The sequence below is a fragment of the Streptomyces olivaceus genome, assembly GCF_000721235.1.
Taxonomy (GTDB): Bacteria; Actinomycetota; Actinomycetes; order Streptomycetales; family Streptomycetaceae; genus Streptomyces; species Streptomyces olivaceus.
Window position 1 is genome coordinate 180,341 of sequence record NZ_JOFH01000014.1, and the last position, 11,999, is coordinate 192,339.

Consider the following 11,999-nt stretch of genomic DNA (forward strand, 5'->3'; position numbering starts at 1 on the left):
TCCGCACCCGGACGCCGGTCACGGGCGGGCGACGCTTGTCCGCATGATCCGCGACACCGTTCCCCGGGCCCTCGCTCGCACTTCCCGCGTGGGCGGGTCGTAGCATGACCGACGTGGGCCCCGCACGCGATCCGGACGAGTTCTCCGCCGACCAGTGGCCGGACTGGAGTTTCTGGAAGGACCGGTCGCACAGTCCCAGGAGCCGGAGCCGCGTGGCCGTCACCACGGCCATGGCAACGGCCTCCCTCGCCCTGATCGCACGGGCCGAGGACATCACGCACGGTACTGGACCGGTCCTGCTCACCTCGTTCGCGATCGGGCTGGTCGCCTGCTACGGCATCGGCTGCGTACTGGCCCCCTGGTACGGGCCGACGGCGCTGCGCCGGGGGCGCATCGCCATCGTGGCCGTGATGTTCCTGCTCGGGGCGGCACCGGCCGTGCTTCTCGCGTCGCCGTCCTACCTGACCGATCTGACCTATGCGCTCGCGATCGGGCTCATGCTGCTGCCGCTGCGCCATGCTCTGCTGCTCGGCCTCGGCACGGTGCTGGGGCAGACCGTCTGGATGAGTCTCGCCCAGGGCGAGGTGGCCTGGGTGCAGGTGGCCGTGCTCGTCGGCGTGACCGCGGCACTGGGCACCGTCTTCGCGCTCAGTTTCACGGTCGGTCATCTGCGGGCCGCGCGCGAGGAGGTCAAGAGGCTGGCCGTGAACCAGGAACGGGAGCGGGTCGCCCGGGACATGCACGACGTCCTCGGCCACACCCTCTCCACGATGACCGTCAAACTGGGTCTGACGCGGCGCATCCTGGAGTCGTCCGGGGACGTGACCCTCGCCGTCGGCCAGGTGACCGAGCTGGAGAACATGGCGCGCACAGCGCTGACCGACGTGCGGGCCACCATCTCGGACTACCGCACCCTGTCGCTGGACAGCGAACTCGCCGGCGCCCGCATGGCCCTGCGTGCCGCCGGAGTGCGGGCCGACCTGCCCGCCGCGACCGACGTCGTACGCCCCGAGCTGCGCGAGGTGTTCGGCTACGTCGTGCGGGAGGCGATCACCAACGTGCTGCGCCACTCCGACGCCGAACTGTGCACCGTCCGCGTCGGACCCGACCGGATCGAGGTCACCGACAACAGCAGCTTCAGCGGCGGGGCGTGCGCCGGGAACGGCCTCACCGGTCTCACCGAACGGCTGGCCGCCGTCTCGGGCACCCTCGAACACGGGCCTGCCCCCGGCAACGGGTTCCGGGTCCTCGCCCGCGGACCGTCCCCGGCCATCCGCCCCGCACCCTCGCGCGAAGTCGACGCGACATGATCCGGCTCCTGCTGGCCGACGACCAGGCACTCGTACTCGGCGCTCTCGCGGCCGTGCTCCGGCTCGAACCCGACATGGACGTGGTCGCCGAGGTCGGCACCGGCAGCGAGGTGCTGGCGGCCGCGCAGCGGACTTCGCCCGACATCGCGCTGCTCGACGTACAGATGCCCGGTCGGGACGGGCTGACCGTCGCCGCCGATCTCCAGCGGGCGCTGCCCGGCTGCCGCACCATCATCTGTACGACCTTCAGCCGGCCGGGCTACCTCTCGCGGGCGATGTCCGCGGGTGCGGCCGGGTACGTCGTGAAGGACTCCCCGCCGGAACAGCTGGTCGACGCGATCCGCCGCGTCCATGCCGGCCTGCGCTTCGTGGACCCGGCCCTCGCTGCGGAAGCCCTGGCGGGCGGTGCCAGCCCGTTGACCGGGCGCGAGGCCGACGCGCTGCGTGCCGCCGCCGAGGGCGGCACCGTGGCCGACATCGCCAGGGCGCTCCGGCTGTCCCAGGGCACGGTGCGCAACCACCTGTCGTCGGCGATCGGCAAGACACAGGCCCGCACCCGCGCCGAGGCGGCCCGGATCGCGGAAGCCAACGGCTGGCTGTGACCGCGACGCCGTCCGTCAGGCCCTGGCCGGCGGGACGTGCTTCCGTCGCATCGCGGACCTGCGCCGGCACGGGGAAATCGCCTCGACGTGAGGTCTCCGGCCCGATGGACTGGGTCCATGACGACATCTCAGGAAGAGCTGCTCCCTGGCACCCGGCGGGCGCTGCTGCACCGGATCGCCGTGGCCCAGGCGGAAGGGCGCGCACCGTCGCTCGTCGCAGCGGTCGTCCGGGACGGGCGGACCGTGTGGCACGGCGCACGGACCTCGGTCGACGGACACGGTCCGGACGGGCAGGTGCAGTACCGGATCGGCTCGATCACGAAGACCTTCACCGCTGTCCTCGTCCTGCGACTGCGTGACGAGGGTGTGCTGGATCTCGGGGACCCGCTGGAGCGGCATCTGCCCGGCACCGGAGGGGGGGACGGCCACGATCGCCGAGCTGCTGGCGCACTCGGGCGGACTGGCCGCCGAGTCGCCCGCTCCGTGGTGGGAGCGGACGCCTGGGTCGCTGCGGCCCGAGCTGGCGGATGTTCTGGGCCGGCAGCCGCTCCTGCACCCCGTAGGCCGCCGGCACCACTACTCCAACCCCGGCTACACCCTGCTCGGAGCGCTGGTCGAGAAGGTGCGCGGCGCCCCGTGGGAGGACGTGCTGCGGCGGGAGGTGCTGGAACCGCTGGAGCTGGAGCGTACGAGCAGCCGGCCGAGTGCCCCGCACGCCGGTGGCTGGGCGGTGCATCCGTGGGCCGACGTGATGCTGGCCGAGCCCGCCGAGGACCTCGGGTTGATGGCCCCGGCAGGTCAGCTCTGGTCCAGCACCGGGGACCTGGCCCGGTTCGCCGTCTTCCTGGCGGAGGGGGACGACAGGGTCCTCGGCGCCGAGAGCGTGCGGGAGATGAGGGCGCCCGCCGCGCCCTCCGAGGCCGCGGACGTCGCGGACGGTGCCGCGTACGGCCTGGGGCTGCAGATCCAGCACCGGGACGGGCGGCTGCTGGTCGGGCACTCGGGCTCGCTGCCGGGCTTTCTGGCCAACCTCACCCTCTCCGTGGAGGACGACGTCGCCGCGGTGGTACTGGCCAACTGCACCTCCGGGCCGTTGCTCGCCGGGGTCGGCGCCGATCTCGTGCGCATCGTCGCGGAGACGGAGCCCCGGATCCCCGAACCATGGCGTCCGATGCCGGAGGCCGATGCCTCCGTCCTGGAGCTGGCGGGGCAGTGGTACTGGGGGACGCATGCCTTCGCGCTGCGGCTGACAGCTGACGGGGGCGTCTCGCTGGGGCCGCTGTCGGGGCAGGGGCGCCGCTCGCGCTTCCGGGCGAACGGCGACGGGAGCTGGACGGGGCTGGAGGGTTACTACGCCGGGGAACTGCTGAAGGCGGTGCGGCGCCCGGACGGAACGGTGAGTCACCTGGACCTCGGGTCGTTCGTCTTCACTCGCAGTCCGTACGACGAAGAGGCCGACGTGCCGGGTGGCGTGGACCCGGAGGGGTGGCGGGGGATCGGATAACCGCCGCCCGGCCCGGTGAGGGGCGGTCCTGTTTCACGTGAAACAGGACCGCCCCTCACCGCGGGGGAAGGCACCTGATGGAGGTGCTTTGTCAGAGCTGGAGCTTGAACCCCGTGTGCGAGGCGGAGAATCCGAGACGTTCGTAGAAGCGGTGGGCGTCGGTACGGGTGTTGTCGGAGGTGAGCTGCACCAGATGGCACCCTTGCCGCCGGGACTCGTCGACCGCCCACTCGATGAGTTGCGTGCCCAGGCCGCTGCCGCGTTCCCCGGCGTGGATGCGCACGCCCTCGATGATCGACCGGGTGGCGCCGCGCCGGGACAGGCCCGGGACGACCGTCAACTGAAGGGTGCCGACGACCCGTTCGTCGCGGACAGCGACGACCACATGCTGGTTCGGATCGCTGCTGAGGCGTTCGAGCGCGGCCAGGTAGGGGGCCAGGTCGTCCGGCGACTCGCGCTGAGCACCCAGAGGGTCGTCGGCGAGCATCGCGACGACCGCGGGGATGTCGGCGGCGGTGGCGGGGCGTATTTCAAGATCTCCCATAGCCGCACTCTAAGACCGAGGTGCCGACGGGTGCGTCCTAGGCGGGCACGGGTGTCTTGAGGGTCTCCACGGCCTTGACGAGAGGAGCCAGGTCGGGGTCGGCTGCCGCCTCGTCGAGGGCTTCACGCAGGGCTGCGTCATTCGTGGGCCGCGCGTCGCTCAGCAGCTTCAGACCGGCCGCCGTGACATTGGTGTAGATGCCGCGCCGGTCGGTGGGACACAGATAGCGCTCGAGCAGGCCGCGGTCCTCCAGCCGGGTGACCAGGCGGGTGGTCGCGCTCTGGCTGAGGACGACGGCGTCCGCGACCTGCTTCATCTGCAGATGCCCGCCGTCGCCGTCGTGCTGCCGGCTGAGCACGTCGAGCAGGGAGTACTCGCGGACGCTCAGGTCGTGCCCGGACTGCAGGGCACGTTCGATACGCGCCTCGATCCTTCCGTGCAGCAGAGAGAGCGCGCACCAGCCCTGGGAGAGGGCGGTGAGGGCGGGATCCGTCGCTGTCATGTGTTCCTCCGTCCCGGAGCGGCTGAGACCAGGGTAGACCAGCGTCGCGGTAGTCGGCGTTTGCATATAGCCCGCGTATGCAATTATTGTGAGCACACGCTAAGCGCCCTTGCAATCTTCTGGAAGGTGTACTCCCGCCATGCCTCTCGCGCTTCTGGCCCTCGCGATCGGGGCCTTCGGGATCGGGACGACCGAGTTCGTGATCATGGGTTTGCTGCCCGAGGTCGCGAGCGACTACGGCGTCTCCATCCCCACCGCCGGCTACCTGGTGACCGGATACGCGCTCGGCGTGATGTTCGGCGCCCCGCTGATGACCGTGCTCGGCACCAGGGTCCCGCGCAAGCGGATGCTGATGCTGCTGATGGGCCTGTTCATCGTCGGCAACCTGCTCTCCGCACTCGCTCCGGCCTTCGCCGTCATGCTGATCGGCCGTGTCGTCGCCTCCCTCGCCCACGGCGCCTTCTTCGGCATCGGTTCGGTCGTCGCGGCCGACCTGGTCGCCCCGCACAAGAAGGCCGGCGCGATCGCGATGATGTTCACCGGACTGACCGTCGCCAACGTCGTCGGTGTACCGCTGGGCACGCTCGTCGGGCAGGCCGCAGGCTGGCGGGTCACCTTCGCCGCCGTCGCCGCGCTCGGCGTCGTCGGCCTGCTGGGGGTCGCCAGGCTGGTCCCCGACGTGCCCCGGGCGGAGGGAGTGCGGCTGCGGCACGAACTGGCCGCGTTCAAGAACGTCCAGGTCCTGCTCGCGATGGCCATGACCGTTCTCGGCTTCGGCGGTGTCTTCGCGGCCATCACGTACATCGCGCCGATGATGACCCGTGTCGCGGGATTCGCGGACGGCTCGGTGACCTGGCTGCTGGTCCTCTTCGGCCTCGGCATGGTCGGAGGCAATCTCGTCGGCGGCAGGTTCGCCGACCGCGCTCTGATGCCCATGCTGTACATCTCGTTGGGCGCCCTGTCCGTCGTGCTCGCCCTCTTCACCCTCACCGCGCACGACAAGGTCGCCTCGGCCGTGACCCTCTTCCTGATCGGCGCACTCGGCTTCGCCACGGTCCCGCCCCTGCAGAAGCGCGTCCTCGACCACGCGCACGGCGCCCCGACACTGGCCTCGGCCGTGAACATCGGCGCCTTCAACCTCGGCAACGCGCTCTCCGCCTGGCTCGGGGGCGTCGTCATCGCGGCCGGCCTCGGCTACACGGCCCCGAACTGGGTCGGCGCCGTTCTCGCCGCCGCGGCCCTCGTCCTCGCCGTTGTCTCGGCCACTCTCGAACGGCGCGGCAGCGCGTCCCGCGGAGTGGTCGCCGGATCGGTGCCCGCGGAGCAGCGGTCAGCCGCCGTCCACCACTGACCCGTCGCGGCAGCGGACCGCGGAGCCGGGTACGTCCCCCCTGCGGCCCTCGCGCCTCGACGACCACCACAGCACACCCACCATTCGACACCACGCCAGGAGAAGTTCCATGACCACCACCGCCGTCGCCCCGCTGACCGTCCAGGACGCCGAAACCCTCGTCACCGCCGCCCATCGCGCCGCCGAGGACGCCGGGGTCACCGTCAGCGTCACGGTCCTCGACGCGGGAGGCCATCTGCTCGCCTTCCGGCGCGACGACCGCGCCGTGCTGATCTCCGGTGAGACCAGCACCCGCAAGGCCTACACGGCCCTCCAGTTGAACGCCCCCACCGCCGATCTCGTCGACGCCGTCCAGCCCGGAGGCCTCTTCCACACCCTGCCCACGGCGCTCGACCGGCCCCTGCTGTTCATCGCGGGCGGTGTGCCCGTGCACCGTGGGGGCCGGCTGATCGGCGCGATCGGGGTGGGCGGCGGCGCACCCGGGCAGGACCACGGTTTCGCCTCGTCGGCCGTGCGGGCCCTCGCCTGACGGCGTGAACCCCGTACGGCGTCAGCCCGCCGCCACCGTCAGCGGGGCGAACCTCCGGTTCCAGTCACCGGGCAGCTCGGTGATGCCGTACGTCATGACGGCGTTCGGGGCCACCGGGGTCAGGCCACGTTCCTTCAGCCAGGCCAGCAACCCCTCGTGCCGCGCGTCGACGTCCGTGCGCAGCGGTCGGTCGGTGCGTGCGGCCAGGGAGCCGAACAGTGCCTTCGCCGTTTCGGTGTCGCGCGCGATGAGCGGTCCCACGACGTGGGTGTCCATGTTCGGCCAGGCCGCCGCGTACCCGGTGATCCGGCCGTTCTCCTCGGCCACGCGCAGCTGGTCCGCGAAGGCGGGCAGCCGCGCGAGGACGTGCGTGCGGTCGGCGCCGAACACGTCCTCGTCGAGCCGGACGATCGTGCTGAGGTCCTCGGCCGTGGCCGCCCGAGTGGCGACGCCGGGCACGGAAGCGGCCGGGGTGAAACGTCCGCGCATCATCTCCGCGCGGCCGGTGACCTTGAAGCCGAGCTCCTCGTAGAGCGGGCGGCCGTAGGGCGTCGCATGCAGGGTCAGGGGGGTGGTGCCCAGCAGGGAGACGACGTGGCGCATCAACCGGCGCCCGATGCCCCGACGGGCGTGCCGCTCGGCGACCAGCACCATCCCGATGCCGGCGAGCGACGGGCGCCCGTGCGGTCCGTACTCGGTGACGGTGCAGGCGGCGACGAGGCCGCCGCCCGGGTCGTCGATGCCGTACCCCTGCCCGGCCGTGAGGAGGAACCCCCACTTGTGCTCCTCGCGCGGCCACCCCCGGTCCTCGGACAGGTCTGCGCAGGCAGGGAGATCGCGGAGCGTCAGACGGCGGATCGGCGCGGAAGCGGCGGAAGGTGTCGGCACGCAGGTCAGGCTGGCCGACAGCGGCCGTCCGCGTCCACCTCTTTCCGGTGGGACACGTGAGCTTTTGGCCATGTCGTGGCCGGCCGCACAGCGGGCCGACACCTGCCGGACGCCCGGTCGGCCGGACAGCCGCCGCCCCTGTCAGCCGAGGTCGGAGGCGTGCAGGGCCAGTACGCCCTCGATGTTGCCGTCCAGATAGTGCCGCAGCGACAGTGGTACCAGGTGGACGGAGGCGATCCCGACCCTGGTGAACGGGACGCGGACGATCTCGTACTCACCCGCGGGCTCATCGACCTCGGGGCCGTGCCGGAGCGCCGGATCCATGGACTCCAGGTGGCAGACGAAGAAGTGCTGCACCTTCACCCCGGTCGCGCCGCCGTCGTCGCCGATGTGCTCCACCGTGTCCACGAAGCAGGGCACCACATCGCTGATCTTGGCACCCAGTTCCTCGTGCACCTCGCGATGCAGGGCGTCCACGACGGTGGTGTCGTCCGGCTCGACCCCGCCCCCGGGAGTGACCCAGTACGGGTCGACGCCGGGCTTGGTGCGCTTGATCAGGATCAGGTGGCCGCCGTCCAGGAGAACGGCGCGGGCGGTGCGCTTGACCACGGGTCGGACGGTCATGGGAGAAATGTGGCCCGGCTGGTTCCACGTGAAACATCGCGGCGGCCCCGCAGTGGGCGGGGACACAGGCTCAGTTCCAGTCGGCGGCCGCGTGCAGCAACCACTCGTGGGCCCGGGCGATGTGCGGCATCGCCAGTGTGCCGGTGCGCACCACCAGGAAGTACGTCCGCAGCGGCGGGACTGCCGGTTCGTGCAGGGCGACGACGTCGCCGCGCTCCAGCGCCGGCGCGCACAGGTAGCGGGGCAGGACGGCGAGCCCGGCGCCGGCGGTCGCGCAGGCGAGGACCGCACGCAGGTCGGGGGCGACGACCGTGCCCGGGGCGGTCGGGGAGGCGTCGAAGACGGATGCCCAGTAGCGGGCGACGAAGGGCAGCGATTCGTGCACCTCGACCACGGGGACGCCTTCCAGCGCGTGGGCGTCGGCACTGCCGGGTTTTTCGGTGTCTGCCCGGTCCGCCCAGTGGGGTGCGGCGACCAGGACGTGCTCTTCGTCGCAGAGCGGTGTCGCCGTGAGCAGCGCGCCGCGGGGGCGGGCGGTGGCGATGGCCAGATCATGGTGGCCGGCGGCCAGACCCTCCAGCGTCTCCTCGGCGTTGCCGAACGAGGCACGCAGGGCGAACGCCTGCCCGTCCTCGCCGTTGATCCCGGTGAGCGCGGGCAGGGCACGCTCGGCGGTGAACTCCGGTGGCCCGGCGAGGTGCAGCGTCCGCAGGGAGGAGTCGTCCCCGAGCCCGGTCTCGGTGATCTCCACCAGAGCGTCGAGATGCGGGGCGGCCTTGTGCGCCAACTCGTCCCCGATGGTCGTCGGGGCCACGCCCCGCGCCTGCCGCAGGAACAGCGGGCGGCCGATCTGGCGCTCCAGGGTGCGGATCTGTGAGGTGACCGCGGGCTGGGAGAGGCCGAGCAGGGCTGCCGCGCGGGTGAAAGAACCGGCCCGGTGCACGGTGACGAAGGTACGCAGCAAGGCCAGGTCCACGGAAGCCGGTCCCCTCTCCTGTTCTTCGCCCCCGCCGGGCCCAACTATAAATATGTCGATAGGTCGCTGTCGCTACTGTGATTGGACATTGACACACAGTCAACTAGCCTTGTGCGCACGGTTCTTCGCGCGCGGAACCGGAGGACGGTCCGAACCACGAGGGGGGAGGTTCGGACCGTCCGCCGCCCCGGGCTCAGTGCCCCGGCTCGTCGGCCGACTCGTCCAGTGCGCGCAGTAGATCGGCCACCAGGTCCTCGGGATCCTCCGCACCGACCGACAGCCGGACGAAGCCCTCCGGCACCGCGTCGCCGCCCCAGCGTCCGCGCCGCTCGGCGGTGGAGCGGAGCCCGCCGAAGCTCGTCGCACCCTCGACCAGCCGCAGCGCGTCGAGAAAACGGTCGGCACGCGCGCGCGTGGGCAGCGTGAAGGAGACGACGCACCCATAGCGCAGCATCTGCCGCGCGGCGACCTCGTGCGAAGGGTCGTCGGGCAGTCCCGGGTAGCGCAGCCCGGTGACCTCGCGCCGGCCTCGCAGTGCCTCGGCGACCTGGAGTGCGGTGGCGTCCTGCCGGTCGACACGCAGCTGGAGGGTGGCGATCGAGCGGTGCGCGAGCCAGGCCTCCATGGGGCCGGGGATCGCACCGACGATCTTCCGCCAGCGCCGCACGGCGGCCATCGCACCGGCGTCGCGACCGGCCACGTAGCCCAGCAGGACGTCGCCGTGGCCGGTGAGCTGCTTGGTGCCGCTGGCCACCGAGAAGTCGGCGCCGAGCTCCAGCGGCCGCTGGCCGAGCGGTGTGGCGAGCGTGTTGTCGACCGCGACCAGGGCACCGCGCGTGTGCGCCGCCTCGACGAGCCGTCGCACGTCGCACACGTCGAGCCCCGGGTTCGACGGGGTCTCGATCCACAGCAGCCGCGCCCCGTCGAGCACGTCGAGCTGGGCGTCGCCGCCGGTCGGCGCGGTGCGCACCTCGATGCCGTACGCCTCCAGCTGCGCGCGGACCAGCGGCAGCGCCTGGTAGCCGTCGTCGGGCAGTACGGCCACGTCCCCGGCCCCCAGCTGCGAGAAGAGCACCGAGGAGATGGCGGCCATGCCCGAGGCGAACACGAGCGTCTCGACGTCGGTTTCCCCCGGCGCCTCCAACTCGCCGATGGCGCGTTCGAGGTGCGTCCAGGTCGGGTTCTCGTCACGGCCGTAGGTGTACGGTCCGGTCGGCTCGCCCGGCAGATGGAAGTGGGCGGCGAAGACGGGGCCGGGCAGGGTCGGCTCGTGCTTGACCGGCTCGGGCAGCCCGGCCCGCACCGCTCGGGTGCCGTCACCGCCGCCGGGGGAGACCGTCCGTGCCCGTGCACCGGCCCCGTTGCTGGTGGCGGAATCGCTCATGCCGCCCGTCCTTCCACTTGTTCGCGCACCGCGGAGAGCAGTCCGCCGCTCGCCGCCTCCACCATCTCAAGGCACTCCTCGAAGCCGTCGGCACCCCCGTAGTAGGGATCCGGTACGTCGAGGTCACCGGTGTCGGCTGCGGGGTCGTACGACCGCAGCAGCCGCACCTTGGCCGCGTCCCGCTCGGTGGGCGCGAGGCGGCGCAGGGCCCGCAGATGACCGGCGTCGAGGGCGATCACGAGGTCGAGGCGGGCGAACCAGGACTGCTGGAACCGGCGGGCCGTGTGATCGAGGGCGTAGCCGTTCTCCGCGAGGACGGCCACGGTGCGCGGGTCGGCGCCCTCGCCCTCGTGCCAGCCGTCGGTACCGGCGCTGTCGGCCGCGACCAGTCCGCCGAGCCCGGCGTCTTCCACGCGCGCGTGGAAGACGGCCTCGGCCATCGGGGAGCGGCAGATGTTGCCCGTGCACACGAAGCAGACGCGGTAGGTCATCGGGTCAGTCCCCGTCGGGCAGGAACGCGTTCAGGGCCCAGGAGACGATCGAGACGATCAGTCCGCCCAGGACGGCGGTCCAGAAGCCGTCGACGTGGAAACTCAGGTCGAGCTTGTCGGCCAGCCACGAGGTGAGCAGCAGCATGAGGGCGTTGACCACCAGCGTGAACAGCCCGAGTGTCAGGATGAAGAGCGGGAAGGTCAGCACCTGCACGACGGGCTTCACCAGCATGTTCACCAGGCCGAACACGAGGGCGACCACGATCAGGGTGAGGGTCTTCTCGCCGGTGCTGCCCCCACTCAGAGTGATCTTGTCGAGCAGCCACACGGCGACTGCGAGGGCACCCGCGTTGGCGATCGTCTTGACTAGGAAATTCTTCATGTGTCTGATCGTGGCAGACGCGGTCGGCAACGAACGGTGAGGCAGGGGCGGACGAGGCGATGAAGGCATTCCGGCTGGACGAACTGGAGGCGGAACGCGCCGCCAACGACGGTGCCTACCTGCAGTTCCTGCGTGAGCGGAACATGTCGGTCGGTCTGTACGCCCTGGACGCGGGGACGGCCGATCCGCAGCAACCGCACACACAGGACGAGGTGTACTTCGTGGTGAGCGGACGGGCGGCGATCACCGTGGGCATGGAGACCACCCAGGTCGCCCGGGGCAGCGTGGTCTACGTGCCGGCCGGGGTCGCCCACAAGTTCCATCACATCAGCGAGGACCTGCGGGTCCTGGTGGTGTTCTCTCCGCCCGAGAGCTGAGCCGGGCCCCGGGGTTCCCTAGGGGATCGGTCAGGGGGAGACAAGGGATGCGGGAGCCCCGCCGGGGCCCCCACGCCTCTAGCATCGAGTGCAGGACATCAGAGGATTCCCGGACGGTGCCGGGCCGTCGAAGGACCAGGCACCCGAGGGACGGAAGGGTAAGGACAAGGGCGATGCGAGAGATCTTCACGGGACTGCCGTGGTGGGTGAAGTGGATCGCGGTGCCGATCATCGCCCTGGTCGTGTTCGGCGGACTGATCGCCAGCGTGGTCGGCTTCGTGATCGGACTGCTGTTCAAGGTGCTGGTCTTCGTCGCGCTCGTCGGCGGGCTGATCTACGTCGTACGCAAGTTCATGTCGAGTTCCTCCTCACGCAGCGACTGGTGAGAGCCGTGGGGCACCGGTGGCGGTAACAGGAAGCGCCGGTTCCCTCGGGCGGGGGAAGTTTCCCGGACGGGACGTCGGTGAGCGGTGACCGGCGGTTAGAGTCCGAACCTCCACGCGGGGGCGACCTCGCGAACGGCGTACACCCCCAC

Annotated in this window: 15 protein-coding genes and 1 pseudogene; 8 read left to right on the top strand and 8 right to left on the bottom strand. The window is 71.5% G+C overall.

Annotated elements, in window-relative coordinates:
• The first annotated feature begins 104 nt into the window (after window positions 1-104).
• The 4 genes and pseudogenes from IG94_RS0116760 (at window position 105) to IG94_RS44350 (ending at window position 3,416) form a co-directional block, all read left to right on the top strand.
• Entirely contained in the window at window positions 105-1,310 is a 1,206-nt protein-coding gene (locus IG94_RS0116760) for a sensor histidine kinase (protein ID WP_031036629.1), read from the top strand.
• The gene (locus IG94_RS0116765; protein WP_031036632.1) at window positions 1,307-1,912 is read left to right on the top strand and encodes a response regulator transcription factor; all 606 of its coding nucleotides are present in this window, start codon (window positions 1,307-1,309) and stop codon (window positions 1,910-1,912) included. The genes IG94_RS0116760 and IG94_RS0116765 overlap by 4 nt, the downstream gene beginning before the upstream one ends.
• Window positions 1,913-2,029: 117 nt before the next feature.
• Window positions 2,030-2,984 (top strand): annotated as a pseudogene (locus IG94_RS38655) (serine hydrolase domain-containing protein); the annotation flags it as partial.
• Between the two features lie 99 nt (window positions 2,985-3,083).
• Window positions 3,084-3,416 (top strand): DUF7586 domain-containing protein, encoded by a 333-nt coding sequence (locus tag IG94_RS44350; RefSeq protein ID WP_428837409.1) that lies wholly within the window; start codon window positions 3,084-3,086, stop codon window positions 3,414-3,416.
• A 91-nt stretch (window positions 3,417-3,507) separates the two neighbouring features.
• Here the strand turns inward: IG94_RS44350 and IG94_RS0116775 are convergent, their stop codons facing one another.
• Together IG94_RS0116775 and IG94_RS0116780 are read right to left on the bottom strand one after the other, a co-directional pair.
• Window positions 3,508-3,960 (bottom strand): GNAT family N-acetyltransferase, encoded by a 453-nt coding sequence (locus tag IG94_RS0116775; RefSeq protein ID WP_031036634.1) that lies wholly within the window; start codon window positions 3,958-3,960, stop codon window positions 3,508-3,510.
• A gap of 37 nt (window positions 3,961-3,997) precedes the next feature.
• On the bottom strand, window positions 3,998-4,462 hold the full coding sequence (locus tag IG94_RS0116780) for a MarR family winged helix-turn-helix transcriptional regulator (RefSeq protein WP_031036641.1): 465 nt from the start codon (window positions 4,460-4,462) through the stop codon (window positions 3,998-4,000).
• 139 nt (window positions 4,463-4,601) lie between these two features.
• Here IG94_RS0116780 and IG94_RS0116785 point away from each other — a divergent pair, with 139 nt between their 5' ends.
• Together IG94_RS0116785 and IG94_RS0116790 are read left to right on the top strand one after the other, a co-directional pair.
• Window positions 4,602-5,813, top strand: a complete 1,212-nt coding sequence (locus tag IG94_RS0116785) for an MFS transporter (protein WP_031036644.1) — start codon at window positions 4,602-4,604, stop codon at window positions 5,811-5,813.
• Window positions 5,814-5,922: 109 nt separating this feature from the next.
• Window positions 5,923-6,342 carry a GlcG/HbpS family heme-binding protein gene (locus IG94_RS0116790; protein ID WP_031036647.1) on the top strand — a complete coding sequence of 140 codons (420 nt, stop codon included), beginning with the start codon at window positions 5,923-5,925 and terminating at the stop codon, window positions 6,340-6,342.
• A 21-nt stretch (window positions 6,343-6,363) separates the two neighbouring features.
• On the opposite strand, the gene IG94_RS0116795 is transcribed toward IG94_RS0116790, so the two are convergent.
• The 6 genes from IG94_RS0116795 to IG94_RS0116820 form a co-directional block, all read right to left on the bottom strand.
• Entirely contained in the window at window positions 6,364-7,230 is an 867-nt protein-coding gene (locus tag IG94_RS0116795; RefSeq protein ID WP_031036649.1) for a GNAT family N-acetyltransferase, read from the bottom strand.
• A gap of 141 nt (window positions 7,231-7,371) precedes the next feature.
• On the bottom strand, window positions 7,372-7,854 hold the full coding sequence (locus IG94_RS0116800) for an NUDIX domain-containing protein (protein WP_031036651.1): 483 nt from the start codon (window positions 7,852-7,854) through the stop codon (window positions 7,372-7,374).
• Between the two features lie 70 nt (window positions 7,855-7,924).
• On the bottom strand, window positions 7,925-8,830 hold the full coding sequence (locus IG94_RS0116805) for a LysR family transcriptional regulator (protein ID WP_031036653.1): 906 nt from the start codon (window positions 8,828-8,830) through the stop codon (window positions 7,925-7,927).
• 193 nt (window positions 8,831-9,023) lie between these two features.
• Window positions 9,024-10,214, bottom strand: coding sequence for a cystathionine gamma-lyase (locus tag IG94_RS0116810; protein ID WP_031036655.1), 1,191 nt, complete (start codon window positions 10,212-10,214; stop codon window positions 9,024-9,026).
• Window positions 10,211-10,705: a low molecular weight protein-tyrosine-phosphatase gene (locus tag IG94_RS0116815; protein WP_031036660.1), complete on the bottom strand. Its 495-nt coding sequence runs from the start codon at window positions 10,703-10,705 to the stop codon at window positions 10,211-10,213. Before IG94_RS0116815 ends, IG94_RS0116810 begins: the two co-directional genes overlap by 4 nt.
• A gap of 4 nt (window positions 10,706-10,709) precedes the next feature.
• Window positions 10,710-11,087: a phage holin family protein gene (locus IG94_RS0116820; protein WP_031036664.1), complete on the bottom strand. Its 378-nt coding sequence runs from the start codon at window positions 11,085-11,087 to the stop codon at window positions 10,710-10,712.
• Window positions 11,088-11,146: 59 nt separating this feature from the next.
• Here IG94_RS0116820 and IG94_RS0116825 point away from each other — a divergent pair, with 59 nt between their 5' ends.
• A complete protein-coding gene (locus IG94_RS0116825) occupies window positions 11,147-11,464 on the top strand; it encodes a cupin domain-containing protein (protein ID WP_031036666.1) in 318 nt (105 codons plus the stop codon).
• Window positions 11,465-11,637: 173 nt separating this feature from the next.
• The gene (locus tag IG94_RS0116830; protein WP_031036668.1) at window positions 11,638-11,850 is read left to right on the top strand and encodes a DUF5326 family protein; all 213 of its coding nucleotides are present in this window, start codon (window positions 11,638-11,640) and stop codon (window positions 11,848-11,850) included.
• Window positions 11,851-11,999 lie beyond the last annotated feature (149 nt).